20 protein-coding genes are annotated in these 24,516 nt (G+C 70.5%); 13 read left to right on the plus strand and 7 right to left on the minus strand.

Annotation, left to right across the window (positions count from 1 at the left end):
- Positions 1-2 precede the first annotated feature (2 nt).
- The 3 genes from ACQPZ4_RS50990 to ACQPZ4_RS51000 form a co-directional block, all read right to left on the minus strand.
- Complete coding sequence (locus ACQPZ4_RS50990; protein WP_433054110.1) at positions 3-1,208, minus strand: glycosyltransferase 87 family protein; 1,206 nt, start codon at positions 1,206-1,208, stop codon at positions 3-5.
- A gap of 85 nt (positions 1,209-1,293) precedes the next feature.
- The gene (locus ACQPZ4_RS50995) at positions 1,294-4,128 is read right to left on the minus strand and encodes a transglycosylase domain-containing protein (protein WP_433054113.1); all 2,835 of its coding nucleotides are present in this window, start codon (positions 4,126-4,128) and stop codon (positions 1,294-1,296) included.
- 180 nt (positions 4,129-4,308) lie between these two features.
- On the minus strand, positions 4,309-4,728 hold the full coding sequence (locus ACQPZ4_RS51000) for a DUF5318 domain-containing protein (protein ID WP_433054116.1): 420 nt from the start codon (positions 4,726-4,728) through the stop codon (positions 4,309-4,311).
- 184 nt (positions 4,729-4,912) lie between these two features.
- On the opposite strand from ACQPZ4_RS51000, the gene ACQPZ4_RS51005 reads away from it, so the two are divergent.
- Together ACQPZ4_RS51005 and ACQPZ4_RS51010 are read left to right on the plus strand one after the other, a co-directional pair.
- Entirely contained in the window at positions 4,913-5,515 is a 603-nt protein-coding gene (locus tag ACQPZ4_RS51005; protein WP_433054119.1) for a PadR family transcriptional regulator, read from the plus strand.
- A 23-nt stretch (positions 5,516-5,538) separates the two neighbouring features.
- Positions 5,539-6,618 (plus strand): inositol-3-phosphate synthase, encoded by a 1,080-nt coding sequence (locus ACQPZ4_RS51010; RefSeq protein ID WP_433067113.1) that lies wholly within the window; start codon positions 5,539-5,541, stop codon positions 6,616-6,618.
- Positions 6,619-6,675: 57 nt separating this feature from the next.
- On the opposite strand, the gene ACQPZ4_RS51015 is transcribed toward ACQPZ4_RS51010, so the two are convergent.
- Positions 6,676-7,164, minus strand: coding sequence for a methylated-DNA--[protein]-cysteine S-methyltransferase (locus ACQPZ4_RS51015; protein WP_433054122.1), 489 nt, complete (start codon positions 7,162-7,164; stop codon positions 6,676-6,678).
- An 82-nt stretch (positions 7,165-7,246) separates the two neighbouring features.
- On the opposite strand from ACQPZ4_RS51015, the gene ACQPZ4_RS51020 reads away from it, so the two are divergent.
- The 3 genes from ACQPZ4_RS51020 to ACQPZ4_RS51030 all read left to right on the plus strand — a co-directional run bounded on the left by ACQPZ4_RS51020 (position 7,247) and on the right by ACQPZ4_RS51030 (position 10,766).
- On the plus strand, positions 7,247-7,747 hold the full coding sequence (locus ACQPZ4_RS51020; RefSeq protein ID WP_433054125.1) for an NfeD family protein: 501 nt from the start codon (positions 7,247-7,249) through the stop codon (positions 7,745-7,747).
- Positions 7,748-7,773: 26 nt separating this feature from the next.
- The gene (locus ACQPZ4_RS51025) at positions 7,774-9,309 is read left to right on the plus strand and encodes a flotillin family protein (RefSeq protein WP_433054128.1); all 1,536 of its coding nucleotides are present in this window, start codon (positions 7,774-7,776) and stop codon (positions 9,307-9,309) included.
- Positions 9,310-9,398: 89 nt separating this feature from the next.
- Complete coding sequence (locus tag ACQPZ4_RS51030) at positions 9,399-10,766, plus strand: MFS transporter (RefSeq protein ID WP_433054131.1); 1,368 nt, start codon at positions 9,399-9,401, stop codon at positions 10,764-10,766.
- Position 10,767: 1 nt separating this feature from the next.
- Here ACQPZ4_RS51030 and ACQPZ4_RS51035 read toward each other — a convergent pair whose 3' ends face one another.
- The gene (locus tag ACQPZ4_RS51035) at positions 10,768-11,625 is read right to left on the minus strand and encodes a hypothetical protein (protein WP_433054134.1); all 858 of its coding nucleotides are present in this window, start codon (positions 11,623-11,625) and stop codon (positions 10,768-10,770) included.
- A gap of 465 nt (positions 11,626-12,090) precedes the next feature.
- Here ACQPZ4_RS51035 and ACQPZ4_RS51040 point away from each other — a divergent pair, with 465 nt between their 5' ends.
- The gene (locus tag ACQPZ4_RS51040; RefSeq protein ID WP_433054138.1) at positions 12,091-12,888 is read left to right on the plus strand and encodes a peptidylprolyl isomerase; all 798 of its coding nucleotides are present in this window, start codon (positions 12,091-12,093) and stop codon (positions 12,886-12,888) included.
- On the opposite strand, the gene ACQPZ4_RS51045 is transcribed toward ACQPZ4_RS51040, so the two are convergent.
- Positions 12,866-14,380, minus strand: coding sequence for a CCA tRNA nucleotidyltransferase (locus ACQPZ4_RS51045; protein WP_433054141.1), 1,515 nt, complete (start codon positions 14,378-14,380; stop codon positions 12,866-12,868). The two genes, ACQPZ4_RS51040 and ACQPZ4_RS51045, sit on opposite strands and share 23 nt — an antisense overlap.
- A gap of 442 nt (positions 14,381-14,822) precedes the next feature.
- Here ACQPZ4_RS51045 and murJ point away from each other — a divergent pair, with 442 nt between their 5' ends.
- From murJ to ACQPZ4_RS51080, 7 genes are all read left to right on the plus strand, one after another.
- A complete protein-coding gene (gene murJ / locus ACQPZ4_RS51050) occupies positions 14,823-16,640 on the plus strand; it encodes a murein biosynthesis integral membrane protein MurJ (RefSeq protein WP_433054144.1) in 1,818 nt (605 codons plus the stop codon).
- Positions 16,641-17,738: 1,098 nt separating this feature from the next.
- Positions 17,739-19,256: a protein kinase family protein gene (locus tag ACQPZ4_RS51055; protein WP_433054147.1), complete on the plus strand. Its 1,518-nt coding sequence runs from the start codon at positions 17,739-17,741 to the stop codon at positions 19,254-19,256.
- 27 nt (positions 19,257-19,283) lie between these two features.
- The gene (gene sigM / locus ACQPZ4_RS51060; protein WP_433054150.1) at positions 19,284-19,952 is read left to right on the plus strand and encodes an RNA polymerase sigma factor SigM; all 669 of its coding nucleotides are present in this window, start codon (positions 19,284-19,286) and stop codon (positions 19,950-19,952) included.
- Positions 19,949-20,872, plus strand: a complete 924-nt coding sequence (locus tag ACQPZ4_RS51065) for a hypothetical protein (RefSeq protein ID WP_433054153.1) — start codon at positions 19,949-19,951, stop codon at positions 20,870-20,872. The genes sigM and ACQPZ4_RS51065 overlap by 4 nt, the downstream gene beginning before the upstream one ends.
- 92 nt (positions 20,873-20,964) lie before the next feature.
- The gene (trxB, locus tag ACQPZ4_RS51070; RefSeq protein WP_433054156.1) at positions 20,965-21,891 is read left to right on the plus strand and encodes a thioredoxin-disulfide reductase; all 927 of its coding nucleotides are present in this window, start codon (positions 20,965-20,967) and stop codon (positions 21,889-21,891) included.
- A gap of 34 nt (positions 21,892-21,925) precedes the next feature.
- A complete protein-coding gene (gene trxA / locus ACQPZ4_RS51075) occupies positions 21,926-22,261 on the plus strand; it encodes a thioredoxin (RefSeq protein WP_433054159.1) in 336 nt (111 codons plus the stop codon).
- A gap of 199 nt (positions 22,262-22,460) precedes the next feature.
- Positions 22,461-23,636 carry an N-acetylmuramoyl-L-alanine amidase gene (locus tag ACQPZ4_RS51080; protein ID WP_433054162.1) on the plus strand — a complete coding sequence of 392 codons (1,176 nt, stop codon included), beginning with the start codon at positions 22,461-22,463 and terminating at the stop codon, positions 23,634-23,636.
- Positions 23,637-23,657: 21 nt separating this feature from the next.
- Here the strand turns inward: ACQPZ4_RS51080 and ACQPZ4_RS51085 are convergent, their stop codons facing one another.
- On the minus strand, positions 23,658-24,338 hold the full coding sequence (locus ACQPZ4_RS51085) for a GNAT family N-acetyltransferase (protein WP_433054165.1): 681 nt from the start codon (positions 24,336-24,338) through the stop codon (positions 23,658-23,660).
- Positions 24,339-24,516 lie beyond the last annotated feature (178 nt).

Below are 24,516 nucleotides of genomic sequence, written 5' to 3' on the forward strand. Positions count from 1 at the left end.
TGTCACCGTACCGTCGCGGGCTCGGAAGTGGATGCAAGGCCCGGCTCGACGCGAGAATCCGTCCGGATCGGCAGGGCGAACAGCAGGGCGACCATCAGCAGCAGGTACCAATTCTTGATGACGAATCCCTGAAGGCCGTGGCTCCACGGGTCCAGCGGCAGGCCCTGCTCGAACCAGGAGACCAGGCCGAGGCCCACGGTGAGCGCGATCAGCACCGCCAGCCAGGCCCGCCGGCGGACCGCGGCCAGCACGATCAGCGCCGGGACGAACCAGTAGATGTGGTGCACCCAGGTGATCGGGCTGACCAGGCAGCCCACGATCCCGGTGATGGTCAGGCCGACCACCTCGTCACCGGCCAGCGCCGCCCTGCGGGCCCGCCACAGGCCGAAGCCCAGCGCGGCCAGCACCAGCAGCGCCCAGACCAGCCGGTTGGCGTCGTGCGGCGCCGAGAGCCGGGCGAGCATCCCGTAGAAGGACTGGTTGAAGGTGTACGCCGCGTTGCCGATCCCCTCGCCCTGCCACAACGCGTCCGTCCAGAAGTCGATCGAACCCCGGGGCATGACGGCGAATGCCAGCAGGCTGGCGGCGGCGGCGCTCACGATCGCCGTCAGACCGGCCCGGTAGCGGCGGCTGAGCAGCAGGTACACGATGAAGATGGCCGGCGTGAGCTTGATGGCGGCGGCGAGCCCGATGAGCACCCCGGCCCAGCGGCTGCCCCGCGGGAGCAGGACCAGCAGGTCGGCCAGGACCAGCACGACGAGCACCATGTTGATCTGGCCGAACGTGTAATTCTCACGGACCGGCTCGAGCGCGCTGATCACGGCGAGCGCGAGGACGAGCGCGAACGGCAGCTCCCAGCCCTTGCGGCGGGCGATCGGGACCACCAGCCACCAGGTGGTGATCAGGAGGGCGGCGATCGTGATCACGCTGTACAGCACGACGGCCCCCGTCCACGGCAGCACCGCGAACGGGACGAGGATCAGCGCGCCGAACGGGGGATAGGTGAAGCCGAGCTGCCCCTGGGTGTCGTCGGGCTTGACGTAGTCGTAGAGCGGGTGCCCGTCGAGCCACCAGTTCACGGCCTGGCGATAGATGCCCAGGTCGAACCAGTCGTGGCGGTTGCGGTACCAGATGTGGCCGTACACGACGAGCGCCACGAACAGGGCGAGCAGCACCCAGCGGACGACCCTGCGCCTGTCCGTGTCCAACGCGCCACCCCCAACAGAATGCGGCCACGGTCCCGAGCGAACTTACCGCCGGTACCGTGGCCGCACACATCAGACCCTGCTGATATCAGCGTCTTCGGGTGGCTTCGGTGGTCGGCACGGTGCCGCCGCCGTTGCCGCCCGGGTTCTGGCTGCCGTTGCCGTTGCCCGGTCCGCCGTTGCCGTTGCCCGGGTTGTTCGGGTCTTGGCCCGGGTTGTTCGGATCGACCACCGGCTCGCTCGGCACCGGCGAGATGCCCGTGCCCACGTCCAGGCGGCCGGTGTTGGCCGGCGGCCGGAAGTTGACCTTGGGCGCCTTGAGCGCGGTCAGCGCGTCGTTGAGGAAGTCGCGCCAGATCGGGCCGGGCAGCGAACCACCGATGATCGCCTTGCCGCTCGAGTCCTTGATCGGCTGCTCGTTGCCCTTGTTGCCGACCCAGACCGCGACCGCGAGGTCGGGTGTCTTCTTGACGGGGTCGTAGGCGGCGTAGCCGACCATCCAGGCGTGCGCGTTGCCGCTCTGGTTCTGGCCGTACTGCCAGGTGCCCGTCTTGCCGGCGATCTGGCGGCCGTCCTTCATCTTCAGGCCGTAGTGCTTCGGCACGCCCTGCAGGACGGTGTTGATGTCGTCGGACATGCCGTCGGTGAAGCCCGGTATCCGCTGCGGCTTGATGACCTCGCCGTACGTCTTCTTCCCGCCGGTCCAGATCTCCTTGAGGAAGTGCGTCTTGGCCGCGTAGCCGCGCGCCGCGATGGTCGCGATGCCGCCCGCGTGCTCGAGCACCGTGATCGGGTACTGGCCGAACGCCACCTCGGTGTTGAAGTACTGCGGGATGACGTCCTTGCCGGTCTTGTTGGTCAGGTCGATCTTGACCGGGAGGTCCTTGCCCTTGACCGTGGCCCACATGTCGGTGATGCCGGCCGCGCGGGCGGTGTCGATCACCTTGTCCGGGCCGACCTTCTCGGCGAGCGCGAAGAACGGCACGTTGAGCGACAGGACGGTGACCTCTTCGAGGGTGCACCAGGCGCCGCAGGCCGGGTGGGACACGGGGTTCTCGCCCGCGTTCTTGACCGGGTTGCCGCCCTTGATGGACCGGCCGCTCTTGGGGAAGTCACCGGGGGAGTTGCCGTCCCACATCGAGTCGATGCGGTACCCGTTCAGCAGACCCGTGGTGAGCGTGTAGACCTTGAACGTCGAGCCCGGCGGGTGGCCGCCGCAGCAGCTGTCCTCGCCGGTGCCGAGCACCGGGTCGTTGTAGTAGCCGGCGTAGTCGTTCTTGCTGCCGTCGTCGCCGCCGTAGTACGCCTTCACCGCCCCGGTCCCCGGTTCGACCGCGACGAGCGCGGCCTGCAGGTTCTCCGGCTGTTTGTTCATGTTCGAGTCTTTGTTGCGGCTGGCCTCGCGCACCGCGATCGGCTGGACGTCCTTGTCGATCGTGGTCACGATCTTGAGGCCGCCGTTGCGGATCTTGTCGAAGTTCTTCTTGCCGTCCGCGTCCGTGTCCTCGTACAGCAGCTGGCCGGTGCGCGGGTCGGTCAGCGCCGCGACCTCGCCCAGCACGTGGTGCACGATCAGGCCCTCGGGCTTGTCGAGGTTCTGCTGCGACACGGAGCGCTTGCGGGCGTCGGCCGGCGTGACCACGTTGTCCGGGAACTTCATCCGGTCGGCCGCCTCGGCCTCCGGGACGAAGTTCAGCTTGATCATCTGGCCCTTGATGTAGTTGAACCGGTCGAGGGCCTGCGTCTTGTCGATGTTCGGGTCGAACGGGCTGCCCTTGCCGGAGCCCTCCGGGTTCTTGATCAGCCCGGCCAGCAGCATGGCCTCGTTGGTCTTGAGGTCCTTGGCGGGCTTGCCGAAGTACGCCTGGGACGCCGCCTCGATGCCGTAGGCGCCGCGGCCGAAGTAGACGACGTTGAGGTACATCGTCATGATCTCGTCTTTGGAGTACTGCTGGTTGAGCTTGAGCGCGATGACGGCCTCGCGCACCTTGCGGGCGTAGGTGACGCCCTCCAGGTCGGCCCAGCGCCGCGCGTACTGCTGGCTGATCGTCGAGGCGCCCTGCCGGTCCCCGCCGCTCACGTTGTTCCACGCGGCCCGCACGACGCCCTTGTAGTCCACGCCGTCGTTCGTGTAGAAGCTGTTGTCCTCCGCGGCGACCACCGCGTGCTGCATGTCCTTGGGGATCTGGTCGAACGGCAGCACCGTGCGGTTCTCACCGATGCGGCTCATCGGGGTCACGCCGTCGGAGTAGTAGATCGTGGTCGACTGGTCGAGCGTGATGTCGTCGGGCAGCGCGACCTGGTCGAAGTAGTAGGTGCCGGCGACCATGCCGATGCCGGCGATCATGATGAACGCGGCGATCGAGGCGATCATGATGTTCCGCCGGCGGCGCTTCTTCGCCTTGGCGGTGACGCTGCGGCCGTCCTTGCCGCCGCGGCCACCCGCGCCCGGGGGGAGGTCGCCGGGACCGCCGGGGCCACCCGGACCGCCTGGGCCGTCCATGACATCCGGTACGCCGACCGAGGCGGAGCCGACGACGGCCCGCCCGACGGTGGCCCGGCCCGCGGCACCCGGCACGGAGGCCGAGCCGACGGACGCGCGGCCGGTCGGGCCCTCGGGTGGGGAGACGCGCGCGGCGCCGACGCTCGCGGAGCCGCCCACGCGGGCGGAACCGACGGAGGCGCGGCCGGTCGGGCCCTCGGGTGGCGACACCCGGGCCGAGCCGACGCTCGCCGAGCCGCCGACGCGGGCGGAGCCGACGCTCGCGGAGCCCGTGGCGCCACCGGGGCCGACCCCGGCCCGCCCGACCTGAGCCCGGCCGGCCGGCGGGACGGAGGAGGGGTGGGGTGAGGGGGGTTCCGGCTGGTTTCCAGGAACCTGCGCGCGGCCCGATTGGGGGTTGCTCGGGTCACCGTAGTTCATTCGTCCCACCTTGCCGGTTGCATTTTTGTCGCATGCTCCGTCGCCGTCATGTCTGTGAGGTGCGCCACTGGCGGGGTAGCCGGTGCGGCGCGGCCCCGATGCCAAGCGCCGGGGGTCCGAGCAGGAAGTCAGCGAATTTCGTCCCGCACTCGTGACAACGCTGCGTCACGCGCACAAGGTTCACTCGGCCGCCCCTCCCCGCATCCGCGACGGCGTCTCGCCGCCGTCGGTGACGAGGCCGTCACGCCCGAGGAGGTACTGCTCGACGAGGTGGTTCCAGCCGCACGCGCGGCATACCTCCACGACGTACACGTGAAACTCACTCAGCGTCATCGCGAGGATCGGCAGCTCGGCGAGGCGACGGGCCTGGCCGGACGACTGCCGCAGCTCGTCGCCATAGATGTAGTGCACGTGCGTGAGGTTCTCGCGGCGGCAGACGGGGCATAGCTCGTCCGTCGGCTCGCCGTGGAATTTCGCAGCGCTCTTCAGGTATGGAGACGCGTCGCACACCTCATAGGTGCCGACGCGTCCGGATTGCACCTCACGCAGCAGGGCGCGTCTTCTCAATGAGAAGTCGACGACCTGACGCTGGGTACGCATGCGCCCGAGGGTACGCGGTCGGGCGCCGCACGGCGACTCCCGTCACGATCGGTAGTCGTCCGATCGACGTCCAGCGCTGTGGCCCAGCCCACTTGGTCGGATTTGTTGCGTCCGTTCGGATCTCGACCTACCGTTCGATGTATCGGCCCGATACATCGGGCGGGTTACGGGAAGGAGGCCGGGAGTGCTCGAATTGGCGATCCTGGGCCTTCTGCACGAGTCATCGATGCACGGATACGAGTTGCGCAAGCAACTGACGACCAAGCTGGGGGCGTTCCGCTTCGCAATCAGCTACGGCTCGCTGTACCCGACGTTGCGCCGGCTGCAGGCGGACGGCTGGATCACCGAGGGTGCGACGCCGGCCGACGCGACGGCTGGCACCGAAGAGCCGCCCCTGCTCACCGGCAAGCGGGGCCGCGTGGTCTACACGATCACCGCGGAAGGCAAGGAGCGGTTCCAGGAACTGCTCGGCGCCGCCGGTCCCGAGACCTACGACAGCGAGGCCGGTTTCGGGGTGCACTTCGCGTTCTTCGCGCGGACCGACCCCGCGACCCGGCTGCGGATCCTCGAGGGCCGCCGCCGGCGCGTGGAAGAGCGCCGCGAGGGCCTCCGTGACGTGCTCGGCCGAGCCGCCGAGCGGCTCGACGCCTACACGCTGGAACTCCAGCGCCACGGCCTGGACGCCTGCGAGCGCGAGGTCCGCTGGCTCGAAGAGCTCATTGCGAACGAGCGCAATGGCACCACCCCTCAGCCGCCTTCGGGACAAGATCCGGAGCGGTCATCGTGAACAACAAGAAGGAGGCATCCGCGATGGGCTCCGTCCGCGTTGCCATCGTCGGTGTCGGCAACTGTGCTTCGTCCCTGATCCAGGGTGTGGAGTACTACCGCAACGCCGACCCGAATGACCGAGTACCGGGTCTCATGCACGTCAAGTTCGGCGACTACCACGTCGGCGACGTCGAGTTCGTGGCGGCGTTCGACGTCGACGCGAAGAAGGTCGGCCAGGACCTGGCGGCCGCCATCGGTGCGAGCGAGAACAACACGATCCAGTTCTGCGACGTGCCGCCGACCGGCGTGACCGTCCAGCGCGGCCCGACCCACGACGGTCTCGGGCAGTACTACCGCGAGATGATCGACGAGTCCGACGAGCAGCCGGTCGACGTGGTGAAGGCGCTGCGCGACGCGCAGGCCGACGTCGTCGTGTGCTACCTGCCGGTCGGCTCGGAGCGGGCGGCGAAGTTCTACGCCCAGGCCGCGATCGACGCCGGCTGCGCGTTCGTGAACGCCCTGCCGGTCTTCATCGCCTCGAACCCGGAGTGGGCGCAGAAGTTCACCGACGCCGGGCTGCCGATCGTCGGCGACGACATCAAGAGCCAGGTCGGTGCCACCATCGTGCACCGCGCGCTGGCCAAGCTGTTCGAGGACCGCGGGGTCGAGCTGCTGCGCACCTACCAGCTCAACTTCGGCGGCAACATGGACTTCATGAACATGCTGGAGCGCACCCGCCTGGTCTCGAAGAAGATCTCGAAGACCCAGTCGGTGACGTCCCAGATCCCGCACGAGATGGTGAAGTCCGACGTGCACATCGGGCCGTCCGACCACGTGCCGTGGCTCGACGACCGCAAGTGGGCGTACATCCGCCTGGAGGGCAAGTCCTTCGGCGACACCCCGCTCAACGCCGAGCTCAAGCTCGAGGTGTGGGACTCGCCGAACTCGGCCGGCGTCATCATCGACGCGCTGCGGGCCGCGAAGATCGCCAAGGACCGCGGTATCGGCGGCCCGATCCTCTCGGCGTCGAGCTACTTCATGAAGTCGCCGCCGGTGCAGTACAACGACCACGACGCGCACGAGTCGGTCGAGAACTTCATCAAGGGCGAGATCGAGCGCTGATCGCACAGCATGAAAGGGCCGGCCCCACACGGGGCCGGCCCTTTTGTCATCCGAGTGTCAGGCGAGCCCGAACTCGCGCTCGATACGCACCCGCGCCTCGAGCTCCAGCAGGATCTTCTTGCGCCACAGCCCGCCGCCGAAGCCGACCAGCTTGCCGTCGGCGCCGACCACCCGATGGCAGGGAATGATGACCGGAATCGGATTGTGGTTGCACGCGGTGCCGACCGCCCGGGCCGCGTCGGGCTCGCCGACGGCCGCCGCGATCTGGCCGTACGTGCGCATCTCGGCGAAGGGAATGGCGGCAAGCTCCCGCCAGACCGCGCGCTCGAACTCGGAGCCGCCGCGCACCGACAACGGCACGGTGAATGCGACGTCCTCGCCGGCGAAATAGCGCGTCAGTTCGTCCATCGCGCGCCCGAGCACCTCGTCCGGTTCGGCCAGCGGAACGTTCGGCGGCGCCCCGCCGAACTGGACGCGGCAAATGCCCGAATCGTCGAACGCCACGCCGAGCGCATCGATCGGCGCCTGCACCTGAACCCACCGCACGGCGTCGATTCTGCCCCCTTTGCCGGACGCTTGGAGTGGCGCGGTGCGGCTACCCTGCAGTTGTCCTGGAGGGAGGGCGCCGGTGGAAACGACGTTCCTGGTGATCGGCGGAATCGGCGTGGTCGTCCTCGCCCTGTCCGTGCTCATCGGTGACCTCTTCCACTTCGGCCATCCCGACGCCGCCGGGCCGTTCTCACTGCCCGCCGTCGCCGGCTTCATCGGCGCCTTCGGCTTCGCCGGGGCCGCCTTCGCGGCGATCACCGGCGCCGACGGCCTGCTGGTGCCCGTCGTGGCCGGCGTCGTCGCCGCGCTGCCCACCGCCTGGCTCGCCACCCGCCTCGCCCGGTTCGCGATGAACATGCGCACCGACGGCACCCCGACCCAGCGCGACATGATCGGCGCCACCGGCGTGGTCGTCACGCCCATCATGGGCAACGGTTTCGGCGAGATCCGTATTTCCCTCGGCGGGCAGCCCGTCAAGCTCAGCGCCCGCGCCGACAAGCCCATCGCGCTCGGCGCCCGCGTCTTCGTGGTGGAGGCGACCAGCCCCACCAGCGTGATCGTGGAAGAAACGCCCCTCTAGATAGAAACCCCCGGAAGAAGGAGCGGATGGACACAGTCCTGCTCGTCGCCATCGGCGGCGGCGTATTGTTGATCTTGCTAATCATCCTGTTCATCGTCTCGCGCATCAAGGTGGCCGGCTCCAACGAGGCGTTCATCATCACGGGACGCAAGGGCAAGTCGGTGCAGGGCCTCGACGGCTCGCGCTCGACCGACCTGTCCGGCCAGAAGGTCGTCATGGGCGCCTCGGTCTTCGTGGTCCCGATCGTGCAGAAGCTGCAGGTGCTCGACCTGTCCAGCCGCCGCATCCACGTCGAGATCACCGGCGCGGTCAGCAAGCAGGGCATCCGCGCCAACCTCCAGGGCGTGGCGATCGTGAAGGTCGGCGGCACCGAGGACGCGATCCGCGCCGCCGCCCAGCGCTTCCTCAACCAGCAGCAGGGCATCGACCTGTTCACCAGCGAGGTCCTGGCCGGCGCGCTGCGCTCGATCGTCGGCCGGCTGACCATCGAGGAGATCATCCGCGACCGCACCGCGTTCGCCAGCGCCGTGGCCGAGGAGGCCGAGCACTCGCTGACCAACCAGGGCCTGGTGCTGGACACGTTCCAGCTGCAGGACATCTTCGCCGAGGGCTCCTACCTCGCCGACCTGGGCCGTCCCGAGGCCGCCCGGGTGCTGCGCGACGCCGCCATCGCCGAGGCCCAGGCCCGCCAGGCCGCCGAGTCCGAGCGGCTGCGCTCGGAGGAGGCCATCGCCGAGGCCAACCGGAACCTGTCCCTCAAGCAGGCCGGCATCCAGGCCGAGATCGACGCGGCCAAGGCCAAGTCGGCCGCGGCCGGCCCGCTCGCCCAGGCCGAGCGCGAGCAGGTCATCCTGGCCGAGCAGCAGAAGGTGGCCGAGCGCAACGCCGAGCTCAAGCAGCGCCAGCTCGACACCGAGGTGCGCAAGCCGGCCGACGCCGAGCGGTACCGCGTGGAGCAGGAGGCCGAGGCGGCCAAGAACGCCGCGATCTTCAAGGCGGACGCGCAGCGGCAGGCGACCATCGCGGCCGCGCAGGCCTCCGCCGAGCAGGCCCGCCTCACCGGTGAGGGCGAGCGGTCCCGCCGCGCCGCGCTGGCCGAGGCCAACGCGATCGAGGGTGCCAAGGAAGGTGAGGCGGAGCAGCGGCGCCGTGTCGCCATCGCCGAGGCGCTGGAGCGCGAGGGTGCGGCCGAGGCGTCCGCCATCCTGGCCCGCGGCCAGGCCGAGGCCGAGGCCATGCGGGCCAAGGCCGAGGCGTTCGCCACCTATGGCGAGGCGGCCATCCTCGACCTGCTGGTCCGGGTGATGCCGGACGTGGTCAAGGCGGCCAGCGACCCGATGGGCAACATCGACAAGCTGACGGTGATCTCGACCGACGGCGCCTCGTCGCTGTCCAGGTCGGTCGCCAGCAACGTCGCCCAGGGCCTTCAGCTGGGCACCGACCTGACCGGCATCGACGTGCAGAAGCTGCTGAGCCGGCTCGGTGCGCTGGCCGGCGGCGACGACGTGGTCGAGCCGGTCAACGGCCGGCCGGCGGTCGAGGCGCCCAAGCAGGATCGGTAACCGTTCGGAGCGGGGCCCTCACCGTTTGGTGAGGGCCCTTCTCTGTTCGTGCGGGTTCACGGCCGCCCGGTTCGCCGTAGGCTTGCGCCGTGTCCGCCAGCACCATCAGCTCCCGCCCGCAGACGCACTTCGTCCGTGCCGTCCTCCGCCAGCGGGGCTTCCGGCGGCTGACCTCGGTGCGGATGATCGCCCAGTTCGGCGACGGGCTGTTCCAGGGCGCCCTGGCGGGCAGCGTGCTGTTCAACCCGGAGCAGCGGGCAGGCGGGATGGCGATCGCCGCCGGCTTCGCGATCCTGCTGCTGCCCTACTCGCTGGTCGGCCCCTACGTCGGCGTGTTCCTCGACCGCTGGCGGCGCCGCTCGATCGTCAGCGTGGCGAACATCGTGCGGGCGCTGCTGGTGCTGCCGATCTCGCTGTACATCTGGGGCGGTGAAAAGTCGCCGATTCCTTTTCTGCTGGCCCTCGTGGTCATCGGCCTGAACCGGTTCTTCCTGGCCGGGCTGTCCGCGGCCACCCCGCACGTGGTCGCCGACTCGACGCTGGTCACCGCGAACTCGTTCGCCGGCACGCTGGGCTCGCTCAGTTATTCACTGGGGATCGGGGCGGGCGCGGCGCTCATCAAGACCGTCCTGGCCACCTCGTTTCACGGATATGCGCTGGTCGCCGCCCTGGCCGCGGTCTTCTACCTGCTCTCGGCGCTGGTCGGGCGGACCTCGTTCGGCCCCGACGAGCTCGGGCCGGATGCCGCCAGCCGTACCAGGGGATCGATCCTGGCCGCGCTCGGCGAGACCAGCCGCGGCACGGTCGCCGGCGTGCGCCACCTGGCGGCCAAGCGCGGCGCGGCCTATCTGGTGCTCGCGCAGGCGACCTTCCGGCTGCTGTACGGCGTGGTCCTGCTCGCCTGCCTGCTGCTCTTCCGCACCGTGTTCAACCACGGCGACGACGTCACCGGCTCGTTCGGCACCATCGCCAACGCGTTCCTGGCCGGCGGGGTCGGCATGCTGCTGGCCTCGTTCGTGACGCCCCCGATCACCCGCCGCATCGGCGGCTGGCGCTGGGTGGCGATCGTGCTGGCCGGCACCGGCCTGGCCATCCTGGGCTTCGGGCTGCCGTTCGACCCGGTGCTGCTGCTCGGCGCCGTGTTCGTGACGAATATGGCGGCACAGGGCATCAAGATCGTGACCGATACCTCGCTGCAGCACGAGTGCGCGGACGAGTACCGTGGCCGCGTTTTCAGCATCAATGACACGGCGTTCAATCTGACGCTGGTGGCCGGCATGTACATCGGCGCCCTCACGCTGCCCGAAACCGGGCGCTCGGCGCTGGTCCTGTGCGTCATCGCGGCCTGCTACGTGCTGGCCGCCGCCGGCTACGCGGCGCTGGGCGGGCGCTGGGCCCGCCGGGTGGGCGACGACATCGCCGCTCCCGACGGGCTCCTCAAGCGTCAGGCCCGCTAGGTCAGCCGGTCTTCTTGGCCGACAGGCTCACCTGCGACGTGGTCATCGTCAGGTTGTCGCCGCTGCAGGTGTACTTCGCCGGGTTGTCGTCCGTCTGGAACGGCTCGGTCTCGTCGAAGTTGATCGAGGGCGCCTTGGTGTTGATGGTGCCCGTCGCCTGCACGTTCGTGTAGGCGATGCTCCCGGCCTGGGTCGAGACGTTCGACGTGACCGTCGCGTTGACCGTGATGGTGATCGCGACCGCCGAACCCGAGATGGTCGGATTGCCGGTGAAGGTGCTGTCCTTGTACGTCTCGGTCAGCTTGCCGTCGGCGGTGAACTTGAGGACCGACCCGTTCTTGGTCAGGCTGATCGGCACCTCGCCGACCTGGTCCATCGGGACCTTCTCGGTGTACGTCTGAGTCGTCCACGTACCGACGAGGCACTTGTCGATCTTGGCTTCCTCGGCGGCCGCTCCGGTGGTCGCCGGGGCACCGGTCGGGTTGTTCGCCTGCGGGTCGTCCTTCTTGTCGTCGCCGCTCTTGAGCGCCGCGACCACGACGATCGCCACGACCAGGATGACCAGCACGCCGGACAGGGCCAGGATCGGCATCAGGTACTTGTTCCGGCCACCACCCGTGGGCGAGGAGCCGCCGCCGTACGTCGCGCCGTACGCGGTGGGCGGAGCGGAGACCGGGTCGGAGTATGAGGGCGGCGCCGAGTACTGCGGTCCTGAGCTCGTGGGGTATCCGGCATAGGGCTGCTGTCCGCCGTACGGTGCGCCGCTGTACGGCGAGCCGCTCGTCGGCTGCTGGGGCGCCTGCGGGACGCCCCGATAGGTGCGGCACTGCGTGCAGTAGCCGTTCGCATCAATGCCCATGCCGCCGCAGGTTGGACACGGCTGCATGTCTGCCTCCAGGTTCAGGGTTCCGGGGGTTTACTTTTTGGGGCCGGCTTGCCGGGTTTGCTTTTGTTCAGGGGTTTGCGTGTTAGCGACGGTAGCCCACCCGGTCTAGGCGCAGAAGCGGCCGAATCGCCACATGCACGACGCAGACGGGGTCGGTGTTCCGACAAGGAGACGATCTCGGGCAACAGCCTCCCGGACTGTTGCTTTTGGTAGTCGTACGATTACGGAATGTCAACGCCACCGGAGCCCGGCGAACCGCGACCGCCGGAGCTCGCCGAGCCGCTGCCGCCGTCCGCGCCAGTCCCTGGTGTGCCCGGCGCGGTACGCCCCGAATCACTGCGTAAATCACAGCCGGAGGATCCTCAGTTCCCGGCTCCCCCTGCTGCTTCTGCTGCTCCGTCCGCTTTGGAGGCGCCGCCGACTTCGTCTCGCCGTCTGGTGCCGCTGGTCGGGGGGGCCGTGCTGGCGCTCGCCGTGGTGGCCGTCGTGGCGTACCTGGCCATCGGGCCCGGGCGGGACTCGGCCGAGACGATGGGCGGGGCGGTCGCCGGCTCCCCGGCGGCGTCGGGTCGAGGGCCCGCGCCCCAGGTCGGCGCGCCGCTGACCACCGGCGCGAGCTCGCTGCCCAACGGGGCGGCCGGGCCGACCGGTGCCCAGACCCAGGCCCCGGCCGGGGTGCCCTGCAGCTATGCCTCGGCCGGCCGCGGCGAGGGCGACACGCGCCTGATCGCCACGCCGGCGCCCAAGTCGACGCTGACCGGCCGGCTGGCCGCGACGATGCAGACCAACCTGGGGCCGATCGGGATCCAGTTGTACGCCGACCGCGCGCCCTGCACGGTCAACTCCTTCGTGCACCTCTCGCGGGACGACTTCTACAGCGACACCCCGTGCCACCGGCTCACCACCGACGGGCTGTACGTCCTGCAGTGCGGCGATCCGAGCGGCACCGGGACGGGCACCCCGGGCTACCAGTTCGGCGAGGAGAACCTGCCGACGACCCTGCCGCCGTACCCGCGGGGGACGCTCGCGATGGCCAACGCCGGCCCGGGGACGAACGGGTCGCAGTTCTTCGTGGTGTACAAGGACAGCGACATCCCGCCGGACTACACCGTCTTCGGCACCGTGACCAGCGGGATGGACCTGCTCGACCGGATCGCCGCGGCCGGCACGACGACCGGCGGACCGGACGGCCCACCCAAGCTCGCCGTGCAGATCACCGAGATCCGGGTGGCGTGATCCCCTCGGACTCGGCCCACTTGTGCAACTCGGCGATGGCCTCGTCGTGGTCCAGCGGGCCGCGCTCGAGGCGCAGTTCCTTCAGGTAGCGCCAGGCCTGGCCCACCAGCGGGCCGGGCGGGATGTTCAGCAGCTCCATGATCGCGTTGCCGTCGAGGTCGGGCCGGACCCGGGCCAGGTCCTCCTCGGCGGCGATGCGCGCGATCCGCTCCTCCAGCGCGTCGTAGTCGGCCGCGAGCTGGGCCGCCTTGCGCTTGTTGCGGGTCGTCACGTCCGAGCGGGTCAGCGCGTGCAGCCGGTTGAGCAGCGGCCCGGCGTCGGTGACGTAGCGGCGTACGGCCGAGTCGGTCCACTCCCCGCGCCCGTACCCGTAGAAGCGCAGGTGCAGCGCCACCAGCTCGGCCACGTCGGCGATGACGTCCTTCGGGAACTTGAGCGCCTTCATCCGCTGCTTGGTCAGCCGCGCGCCGACGATCTCGTGGTGGTGGAAGCTCACCCCGCCGTCCGGGCCGACCGCCTTCGTCGCCGGCTTGCCGATGTCGTGCATGAGCGCGGCCATGCGCAGGGTGAAGTCGGGCCCGTCCGGCTCGTGGCCGATGGCGTTGCGCACGACGATCAGCGTGTGCTCGTACACGTCCTTGTGCTGCGCGTGCTCGTCGATCTCCAGCTTGAGCCCGGACAGCTCCGGCAGGAACTGCTCGGCGAGGCCAGTCTCGACCAGCAGCCGCAGGCCGCCGATCGGGTCCTGGCCGCTCATCAGCTTGACGAACTCGTCGCGCACCCGCTCGGCCGTGATCCGCGCCAGGTCGGGCGCCATCGCGGTCATGGCCGCCAGTACCTCGGGTGCGACCTCGAAGCCCAGCTTGCTCACGAACCGGGCGGCCCGCAGCATGCGCAGCGGGTCGTCGGCGAAGGACTCCTCCGGCGTGCCCGGGGTGCGCAGGATGCCGGCGGCGAGGTCGGTGAGGCCGCCGTACGGGTCGGTGAACTCGTGCCCCGGCACCGAGACGGCCATCGCGTTGACGGCGAAGTCGCGCCGGCGCAGGTCGTCGGTGAGGTTGTCGCCGAAGCGGACGATCGGGTTGCGGCTCACGCGGTCGTACGCGTCCGCGCGGAACGTCGTCACCTCGATGCGCAGCCCGCGGCGGGCCAGGCCGATCGTGCCGAACTCCTGCCCGGTGGTCCAGATCGACTCGGCCCAGCCGTCGATGATCCGCAGCGTCTCCTCGGGGAGCGCGTCGGTGGTGAAGTCCAGGTCGTCGCCGAGCCGCCCGAGCAGCGCGTCGCGGACCGAGCCGCCCACCAGGTGCAGCTCGTGGCCGGCCCGCTCGAAACGGCGGCCGAGCTCGTCGGCGACGGGGGAGACGCGCAGCAGCTCGTGCACGGCGCGGCGCTGGGCCTCGCTCAGGAGCTCGGGCACGGAACGGCGTTGGGCCTCGTTCGAGGCCGAGCGGCGCTGGGCCTCGTTCGAGGCGCGTGTGGTCTCGGGCATCGGTCGATCAGCCTATCGCGAGGGGGAAAGCAGGCACCGAGGGTAGCCGCCGCGTGTGCATCGGGTCGCCTGATAATCGTCGGCCCCTCGGAAGTGTCGGGGGGTGCCACTATGGTCGGTGCTGCGAGAGGGAAGTTCGGCTTGAGTGGGGATGTGGCGAATGGATCCGGGGACGGACGGGTGGCCGGAACCGACGGCGGAACCGCCACGGCGCCGGGGTGGGGCGCACCGCGCTCCTGAGGACCCGTGGGCCGACCCCTCGGCGCCTGCTGTTGCCGGCGATCCTGCCCTCGCGGGCCCTACACAGGTGCTTCGGCCGCAGGCGGGTGATGCTGCCGCCTCGGGCCCTGGTTCTTCCGGTCCCACGCAGGTCCTTCGCCCGCAGCCGGGCGATGCCGCTCTTTCCGGTCCTACGCAGGTGCTTCGGCCCGCGTCTGGCCCTGTGGCCCCCGGCCAGCCGCCGAGTGGGCCGCCGGTCGACCCCGGGCAGACGGTGCGGTTGCATGTCGGCCAGCGGCCGCCGGGCATGGTCGATCCGGCCAACGCGCCGACCGTCGCCCTGCCGCTGATCACGCCGCGGCCGCAGGTGGTGGCCGACGCGCCGGTCGTGGAGGAGTCGGCCCCGCCCAGCGCGGCCGACGACGACAGCACCGGCACCGTCGTGCGCAACAGCAGCACGATGGCCATCCTGAGCCTGGTCAGCCGAGCCACGGGCTTCCTGCGCGCGGCGGCCATCGCGGCGGCCATCGGCGGCGGGTTGGTCGGCGGCGACTACACGCTCGCCAACAACCTGCCCAACCAGGTCTACGAGCTGCTCCTCGGCGGCGTCCTGGCCAGCGTCCTCATCCCGACCCTGGTGCGGGCGCGCAAGGACGAGGCCGACCGCGGCGAGGCGCACGCCCAGCGCCTGCTGACCCTGGCCGCCGTCGCGCTCGGCATCGCCACCGTGATCGTGGTCGTGGCCGCCCCGCTCATCACCGCCATCTACACCCTCGGCAACGACAAGGTGACGGCGAGCGACCGTGATCTGATCACGCTGCTGGCGTACCTGCTGCTGCCCGAGATCTTCTTCTACGGCCTGGCCGGCATCTCGGCCGCCATCCTCAACGTGCGCGGCCACTTCGCCGCGCCGATGTGGACCCCGATCCTCAACAACATCGTCGTCATCGCCACCGCCGGCCTGTTCATGGTGGTGCACAGCGGGGGCGTGCCGACGCCCGACACCATCACGCTGCCCCAGGTGCTGATCCTCGGCATCGGCACCACCCTGGGCATCGTCGTGCAGGCGGCCGGCCTCTGGCCCGCGATGCGCAAGACCGGGTTCAAGTGGAAGTGGCGCTTCGACTTCCGCAAGCTCCACCTGCGCGAGCTGGCCAAGCTCAGCGCGTGGATGCTGCTGTACGTCGGGGTCAACCAGATCGGCATCACGGTCGTCATGGCCCTGGCCAAGCAGACCGAACTGCACGGCGGCGACGGCCCGGCCGTGTTCAACAACGCCTTCCTGATCTTCATGATGGCCCACGGCATCGTCGCCGTCTCCGTCATCACCGCGATCATGCCCCGCATCTCGGCCGCCGCCGCGGACGGCCGCTTCGCCGACGTCACCGAGCAGCTGGCCCAGGCCAGCCGCCTGGCCGCGGTGGTGCTCATCCCGGCCTCGGCCATCTACCTGGCCCTGGGCCGCCCGCTCGCCGTGACGCTGTTCAACTGGGGCCAGTACAACTACGACCAGGCCCTGGCCACGGGCTCGGTGGTGGCGGCGGCCGGCCTCGGCCTGGTCCCGTTCGCCCTGAGCCAGATGCAGACCAGCGTCTTCTACGCCATGCGCGACACCAAGACCCCCGCAATGGTCAACATCGGCGGCGTGGCCGTACGCCTCATCCTGGACGTGAGCTTCTACTTCATCCTGCCGGTCGCGGTGGTCACGACCTCGCTGATGGTGGGCACGGCGCTGTCGTACCTGGTTGCCCTCGTCGTCGGCTACGTACTTTTGCGCCAGCGCCTGGGCCGGCTGGGCCTGCGCCGCCTGCTGGACACGCTGATCCGCCTGACGGCGGCGGCTGCTGCGGGCGGCCTGCTGGCGCTGGGCCTGTCGTGGCTGATCGCGCAGATCATCGACCCGGGCAAGCTGCTGGGCGTCGTCCAGCTGATCCTGGGCACTGGGGTACTGCTCGCCGTGTACGCGGTGGGCGGCATCTTCCTCAAGGTCCCCGAGGTCAGCCAGTTCGCCGGAATGATCCGCCGCCGCCTCGGCCGCTGACCCCGCCGCACTCGATCCGCCGCGCACGGCTTGAGCCCGCCACGCGCCAGGCCAGCCCGGCACGACCGGCACGACCTAGTGCGACCCCAAGCGGCCCAGAACAACAGCGGCCAAGCCCGACGCGACCCGGCACGGCCCCCCGCGGCATAGCTCGGCCCGGCGACGACGCAACGCGGGGCCGCATCGCACCGCGCGGCCCGGGCACGACGCGGCACGACACCGCACGCCCGGCACGGCACGGCGCGGGGCGCGGGGCGACGCGGCGCGCGGGGCGACGTAAGGCGGGGCGACGTAAGGCGGGGCGAGGCGATGTAAGGCGGAGCGAGGCGATGTAAGGCGGAGCGACGCAGGGCGGCATGGCGCGGGGCGACGCGGCACGGCACGAGCGGCACGGCGCGGGGCGCGGGGTGACGCGGCGCGGCACGGGGCGGGGTGACGCGGCGCGGCACGGGGCGGCGGCGCGGGGCGACGTGGGCGACGTGGGGTAATGCGGCACGACGTGGGGCGATACGGCACGGCGCGACCCGATGTGGGGCGCTGGGCCTCGGGCGACACGCGGCGCGGCGCCGCGTTGGCGGGCGCGTGCGGACAAGGGGTCCGGCCCGGGCGTACGCAATGCCGAGAGAATCGTCGTGACGGTTTGCCGAGATTGACGCCCGCGGGTGCCTGGTGGCGATTCGACACATTCGGCGGGCAAATGATCAGAGAGCGGCGTCTCACTTGGCAGCGAGGTTGAACCCGATCGGGGGCGCGCCGCGTGACACCGGTGTGGGCGCAGTGACGCGCGCCGGGCCGTGGGCGGTTTGTCGGATTTGCCAAACGCCGTCCCGCTTTCAACGGGTGCGATCGTCGCGGGGGCGGGCGGCATGCGGCGACGATTCGCTGAAAAGTACGTGAAGGCGATATGACGGCCGTGTCGGGACATGGGTGATCAATTGGCCTCACGCGGGGTGGTCCGGAGATGATGACGTGTCGGAGACCGAAGAGCCGACAGGTAAGGTCAACCCCGGCGCCCTGCCGAAGCGCTTAGGCTTAGTGACTGCGACTCGCGTTACGACAGACGCCACAGGTCGGCACACGGATCGGAAGGGAGGACGGGTGGCTGAGCTCGACGAAGGGCTTGAGGCTGGGGGCGTTCCCCAGGTCCTGACCTTCGGCACCCCATCCGTCGGTGAAATCCTTGCCGAGCGATACCAGCTCGAAGAGCACATCGGCAACGACTCGCTAGGTCGCCAGCTGTACCGCGGGATCGACGTCATCCTGCGGCGCCCGGTTGCGGTGATCACGCGCTATCCCGGCGGGGACAGTGCCAAGGAGATGCTGGCCGCGGCCGTCGCCGCGAGCCGGATCGTGCATCCCCACCTGGTCGGCGTGTACGACGCGATCGACGAGGGCGAGCGCGCCTACGTGGTGCGCGAGTGGGTCGACGGGATCGCGCTGCGCGACATCGTGGCGCAGGGCCCGCTCGACGCCGGGCGCTCGGTCGCGATCGCCTGGGCCGTCACCGACGCCGTCGCGGCGCTGCACGGGACCGGGATGGCGCACGGCAACGTGCACCCTGGGACGGTGCTCGTGGCGCACGACGGCCGGGTGGTCCTCACGGACGCGCGGGCCGACGACAGTGCGACGCCCGAGACGGACATCCGCTCCATCGGTGCCATCTTGTACTGCGCGCTGACCGGCTACTGGCCGCACGCCGAGGCAGGCACCTACTCCGTGCCCGACGGGGTCCGCGACAACGCCGGCGAGCTGCAGACGCCGCGCCAGGTGCGGGCCGGTGTGCCCGCCGCGCTCGACTCGCTCGTGGCCGACCTGCTCAACCCCGACATGCCGCTGCCCTCGGCCGAGTCGCTCGCGGGCGAGCTGGCCTCGTTCGGCAGCCTCGACGAGGAGGACCTGGCCGAGGAGGGCGGGCGCGTCGACTTCGCCGCGTTCGACTCCGCCGCCCAGTCGACCGCCCCGCCGAGGCCCGCCGGCCGCAAGCTCGCCGTGGGTGTCGTGGGTCTGCTCGTGCTCGCCCTGGCCGGCACGCTGGCCGCGGCGCGGGTGCTGGGCGACCCGGCCACGCCGGAGACGCCGTCGCCGGGGAACGCCCCTCCCGGTGCGAGCGCCTCGCAGCAGGCCAAGCCGGCCGGGCAGCCGGTCGAGATCAAGATCGACGGTTCGAAGGTCCGCATCATCGACCCGCAGGGCACGCGCTCCGAGGTCAAGGACGCCGACAAGACCGTCGACGGCGACCCGAACACGGTGTGGAAGACCGAGCGGTACAACAAGGCCGACTTCGGCGGCAAGAAGTCCGGCATGGGCGTCTGGCTCGACCTCGGCGAGGAGAAGCAGGTCGTCAACGTCGAGGTCCAGCTGCAGACCCCCGGCGCCGACGGCGAACTGCGCGCCGGCGCCCAGGACCTCGGCAGCGGTTCGGCGCAGGACCAGGCCACGGTGCAGGCCTACGCGGCGGTGCCCGGCACCCCCAAGCCGAACATGGGCAGCCGGACCATCTTCAACGGGCCGGAGCAGAAGACGCGCTACCTGCTGGTGTGGATCACCAAACTGCCCAAGGACGGCAACAGCGGGTACCGCGTGGCTATCGGAGAGATAACCGTCCGGGTGCAGTGACCCCACGAACCGTTCGCGGTCGATAAGGTGCGACCCGTGGACGCAGGGGAGCCGGGCGCGCGAGACACGCGCGACGACGCGTGGCTTCTGCGCGCCCATGCCGCGGGCGACCCCAATGCATTCAGCGAGCTCGTACGCCGGCACCGGGACCGGCTCTGGGCGGTGGCGCTGCGCACCCTGGGCGACCGCGAGGAGGCCGCCGACGCCCTGCAGGACGCGCTGCTGTCGGCGTTCCGGGCGGCCGGCAACTTCCGCGGCGACTCGGCCGTCACCACCTGGCTGCACCGGATCGTGGTGAACGCCTGCCTCGACCGGGTGCGCCGGCGCCAGGCCCGCCCCACCGTCCCGCTGCCCGAGACCGACGTCACACCGGCCCCGGCGAGCGACCGCGACACGGCCATGGACGTGCGCCAGGCGCTGCAGCAACTACCCGTCGAGCAGCGGGCCGCGCTCGTGCTGGTGGACGTGCAGGGGTACGCCGTGGCCGAGGCCGCCGTCATGCTCGGCGTCGCGGAGGGCACCATCAAAAGCAGGTGCGCGCGCGGCCGGGCCCGGCTGGCGCTGCTCCTCGGCCACCTGCGGAACCCCGTCGACGGCGGCCGCGTCCCATCAACTGAGGCGGCCCGGGCAGACGCTGCCGCGAACACCCGGGCCGCCGGGCAGACTTCCGCATCCGGAAAGGAGGGTGGCGCGTGACGGCCTTCTCCGACGCCGATCTCGACCGACTCGCCGATTTCGTCGGCGGGGCACTGGACGGCACCCCGGAGGCGGACGACGTGCGCCACCTGGTGACCACCGAGGAGAGCTGGGCCGAGGCCTATGCGATGCTCGTGACCGCCGACGCCGCCATGCGGGACGAGTTGCATGCGCTAGGTGCAGAAGCTCATCCGGTACCAGATGAGGTCGTAAATCGCCTGAATGCGGCCCTGGCCGCCGCTGTCACCGCGCCTCCCGCGGACGCGCCGGTCGTGGACCTGAACCGGGCCCGTGAGGCTCGCAAGCGGCGCCGCCTGCGCTGGACCGCCGGGCTGGCCGCGGCCGCCGCCGTCCTCGTCTGTGGGGGCGTGGGCGTGCAGGTGCTGCGGATGGGCGGCAGCGACGACAGCTACGACCGTCCGGCGTCGGCTCCGGGCATCGCGGGCGGCCAGGGCGGGCAGCCCGAGCGCAACACGGCCACCGCCGCGGGCGACGCGGCCGGCGGCGGGTCCGCGGGCACCACCGCGATCACGTCCAGCGGCCGCGACTACGACCCGGCGACGGTCGGCGAGCTCACCGCCAACGTGCCCAAGGCACAGACGCGCAACGACCTCAACGGCGAGGGCGGCGGCTCCGCGAAGGCGAACTCCGTGCCGCAGGCCCCGTCGAACGTGCCGGGTCCCCTGGCGCGGCTCGCCCAGCCGGCCGCGCGGGCTGCGTGCCTGGCCGCCATCACGACCGAATACGGTGGTCAGGTGGCGCTGGTCGACTACGCCGCGTTCCAGGGACAGGCGGCGCTCGTTGTCGTCGTCGACGGCTCGCGGACCGCGGTGGGCAAGCGCCTCGTGGTCGTCGTCGGGCCGGATTGCGGCATTGGTGGGGCGATTGCCGACGAGCGGTACCGCACCACCACCCCGTAGCGGTGATGTGGCACACGAGTCACCGTCCACCGGGAATGGCCGGTTCGTAGGATGACGTTTTGCTGGCACAGGCTTAAATCGAGGAGTCGACCGTGGACGAGGTCCGCAACCTGATCATCGTGGGGTCCGGTCCCGCCGGTTACACGGCTGCCGTCTATGCCGCCCGCGCCAACCTCAAGCCGCTGGTGATCGAAGGTGTCACGTCCGGCGGCGCGCTCGTCACGACCACTGAGGTCGAGAACTTCCCGGGCTTCCCGGACGGCATCAACGGGCCCGAGCTCATGGACAACATGCGCAAGCAGGCCGAGCGGTTCGGGGCCGAGTTCATCACCGACGACGCGACCCGCGTGGCCCTCGAGGGCCCGGTGAAGAGCGTCTGGGTGGGCGAGACGGAGTACCAGGGCAAGGCCGTGATCCTGGCCACCGGCTCCGCCTGGCGGCCCCTGGGCGTGCCCGGCGAGCAGGAGCTGCTCGGCCGCGGCGTGTCGTCCTGTGCCACCTGTGACGGCTTCTTCTTCCGCAACGAGAACATCGTCGTCGTGGGCGGCGGTGACTCGGCGATGGAGGAGGCCACCTTCCTCACCCGCTTCGCCACCAAGGTCACGATCATCCACCGCCGCGACTCGTTCCGCGCCAGCAAGATCATGGCGGAGCGGGCCCTGGCCAACGAGAAGATCGACGTCCTGTGGAACAGCGTGGTGACCGAGGTCCTGGACGGCGGCGGCCGCGTGAGCGCCGTGCGTGTCCAGAACACGGCCGACGGCACCGCGCAGGACCTGCCGGTGGCCGGCGTCTTCGTCGCGATCGGCCATGACCCGCGCAGCGAGCTCTTCCGCGGGCAGGTCGAGCTGGACGACGAGGGGTACGTGAAGGTGGACGCCCCCAGCACCCGCACCAACATCGAGGGCGTGTTCGCCGCCGGCGACGTCGTCGACCACACCTACCGTCAGGCCATCACCGCTTCGGGGACGGGCTGCGCCGCGGCGCTCGACGCCGAGCGGTACATCGCGGGCCTCTAGAGGTACAAGAAAAGCTTTAGGAGAAGGAGAGCGCATGGGAGCCATCCAGGCCGTCAGCGACAAGACCTTTGATGTCGAGGTCCTCAAATCGGACATTCCGGTTCTGGTGGACTTCTGGGCCGAGTGGTGCCAGCCGTGCCGCAAGATCGAGACCATGCTGAACGAGATCGCCGCCGGTGAGCTCGCCGACAAGGTCAAGATCGTGAAGGTCGACATCGACAGCAACCCCGAGACCGCGCGGGCCTACCAGGTCCTGTCGGTGCCGACCCTGACCGTCTTCAAGGACGGCGAGCAGTTCCGCTCGGTCGTCGGCGCGAACCCGAAGAGCGCGCTGGTCCGGCTCATCGAGTCGGCGCTCGACCCGGCCTGATCCTCTCTTGGTGCCCCGGTCTCCGTCTTCGCGGTGACCGGGGCATTTCGCGTCGCGGGCGTTACGGGGCGCGCTCATGGGGTGGTGGGAGTACGCTGCCTCGCGGACGCGGCACCGCATGGGTAAATCGCCCCATAACGGCGCGCTCAGGTGGGCACGTACGATTCCGACGCGGGGTACTGGCAACTCAGGAGGGCATATGCGGGCGATCCGGCGCGGGGCGCGGGGAGCGGCGGTTGCCGAGATCCGCGGCATTCTGGTCGTGCTGGAGTTGCTGGACGACCTCCTGCCGTCGGATCCGGCGCGGCACGACCCCGAGTACGACGCGGACGTCGAGCGGGCCGTACGCGCCTTCCAGCAGAGCCGCGGCCTGACCGTCGACGGCGAGGTCGGCGACGAGACCTGGCGGGCCCTGGACGCGGCCCGCTGGCGGCTCGGCCAGCGCGCGCTGTTCCACACCGTCGGTGACCCCTACGTCGGCGACGACGTCCGCCAGTTGCAGGAGCGGCTGCTCGAGATGGGGTACAACCCCGGCCGCGCCGACGGCATCTACGGCGGCCGCACCGCGCACGCCGTAGCCCAGTTCCAGCGCGAGGTCGGCCTGCGCCCCGACGGCGAGTGCGGACCGGCCACCCTCGGCGCCCTGCGCCGCCTCGGCCGCAAGGTGATCGGCGGCCGCCCCCAGCTCCTGCGCGAGGCCGAGGCCTTCCGCGAGTCCGGCCCGACCCTGCTCGGCAAGCGCATCGTGATCGACCCCGGCCACGGCGGCCCCGACACCGGCCACGTCGTCCCCGATGGGCCGTTGCGGTGGGTGGAGGCGGACCTCGTGTATGACCTTGCGGCCCGCCTGGAGGGCCGTCTGGCGGCTGCGGGGATGCGGGTGAACTTGACCAGGGGTCCGCAGCCGGCGGGGGCGCTGAGTGACCGTGACCGGGTTCAGCTGGCGAACGAGCTCGGGGCGGACCTGCTCATCTCGATCCACCTCGACGGGCACGCGACGCCGCTCGCCGACGGCGTGGCCACCTATCACTACGGGTCGGTCTCCGGGCCTACCTCGGTGGTGGGGGAGCGGCTGGCCGGGCTTGTGCAGCGCGAGATCGTGGTGCGGACCGGGCTGCGGGACTGCCACGTGCACGCGAAGACCTGGGAGCTGTTGCGGCTCACCAAGATGCCGGCGGTGCGGGTGGACGTGGGGTACCTGACGTCGCCCGGGGATCGCCGGCAGCTCATCGATCCCGCATTCCGCGACCGGGTGGTGGAGGCCATCATGGCGGCGGTGCAGCGGATGTATCTCCCCGTCGAGGCGGACGTGCCTACGGGGTCGATCGACGTGAGTCTGCTGCGGGCGCTTACCGGTACCGCGCCGTCGGCCTGAGCTTTTTGGCGCTTCGCGCTGTCAGCCTGGGGTCATTTCCCTCGTGGCCGGACGAACCGGAAGAACCGGGCGAAGCAGAGATTCCGGACTCATCGATCCGAGAAGCTTCTCGAGGGCGTACTCGACGTCCGACTTCCACGACAGGGCGGTCCGCAGCTCGAGCCGCAGACGCGGATATCTCGGATGCGGTCGTACCGTCTTGAAGCCGATCGACAGGAAGAAGTCCGCCGGCGCCAGGCACCCGCGCTCGTTGCGCCCGGCCTCGTCGACCTCGCCGAACTTCGCGTCGCCGAACGCCTCGATCGCCTTGACGCCCCGCTTGGTGAGGTCGCGGGCGACGCCCTGGACCAGCATGCGGCCGAGCCCGCCGTCGGCGAACGGCTGGACGACGTGGGCCGTCATCAGCAGTACCGCATCGGGCGAGACCGGCGACGTCGGGAACGCCATGCTGCGCGGCACATACGCCGGCGGCGCGAACATCACGAACCCGGCCGGCATGCCGTCGACGTAGACCAGCTTGCCGCAGGAGCCCCACTCGAGCAGCGTCTGCGAGACCCAGGCTTCCTTCTCCAGCCCCGGGTCGCCGTTGGCGCACGCCCGGTCGGCGGCGACGGGATCGAGTTCCCAGAACACGCAGTCACGGCACGAACGAGGAAGATCCTCGAGGGTGTCCAGCGTCAGACTGACGAGACGTCGCGACATTGGCCCATCTCCACCGCACCCGGGATTAGCTCGTCATGATGGTACGCATTTGTCACACTCTGCGGGACCCATCCGAGCACAGTTCCTCATCCTGCTCCCTACAGGACGACCGCACCTCATCCCTGCGTCCGCTATCCGGGTGACAGAAAAGACGAACCCGGTCGGCGTCCTAGCCCAT

Origin of the sequence: Dactylosporangium sp. CS-033363 (genome assembly GCF_050942475.1) — a bacterium.
Classification (GTDB): Bacteria; Actinomycetota; Actinomycetes; order Mycobacteriales; family Micromonosporaceae; genus Dactylosporangium.

What these genes read in the sequence shown, in the direction of transcription:
- ACQPZ4_RS51045 (WP_433054141.1), bottom strand. Translation starts at nt 14,380, where the DNA reads ATGCCCGAGACCACACGCGCCTCGAACGAGGCCCAGCGCCGCTCGGCC.
- trxA (WP_433054159.1), top strand. Translation starts at nt 21,926, where the DNA reads ATGGGAGCCATCCAGGCCGTCAGCGACAAGACCTTTGATGTCGAGGTC.
- ACQPZ4_RS51000 (WP_433054116.1), bottom strand. Translation starts at nt 4,728, where the DNA reads ATGCGTACCCAGCGTCAGGTCGTCGACTTCTCATTGAGAAGACGCGCC.
- ACQPZ4_RS51080 (WP_433054162.1), top strand. Translation starts at nt 22,461, where the DNA reads ATGCGGGCGATCCGGCGCGGGGCGCGGGGAGCGGCGGTTGCCGAGATC.
- ACQPZ4_RS51085 (WP_433054165.1), bottom strand. Translation starts at nt 24,338, where the DNA reads ATGTCGCGACGTCTCGTCAGTCTGACGCTGGACACCCTCGAGGATCTT.
- ACQPZ4_RS51025 (WP_433054128.1), top strand. Translation starts at nt 7,774, where the DNA reads ATGGACACAGTCCTGCTCGTCGCCATCGGCGGCGGCGTATTGTTGATC.
- ACQPZ4_RS50995 (WP_433054113.1), bottom strand. Translation starts at nt 4,128, where the DNA reads ATGAACTACGGTGACCCGAGCAACCCCCAATCGGGCCGCGCGCAGGTT.
- ACQPZ4_RS51010 (WP_433067113.1), top strand. Translation starts at nt 5,539, where the DNA reads ATGGGCTCCGTCCGCGTTGCCATCGTCGGTGTCGGCAACTGTGCTTCG.
- ACQPZ4_RS51035 (WP_433054134.1), bottom strand. Translation starts at nt 11,625, where the DNA reads ATGGGCATTGATGCGAACGGCTACTGCACGCAGTGCCGCACCTATCGG.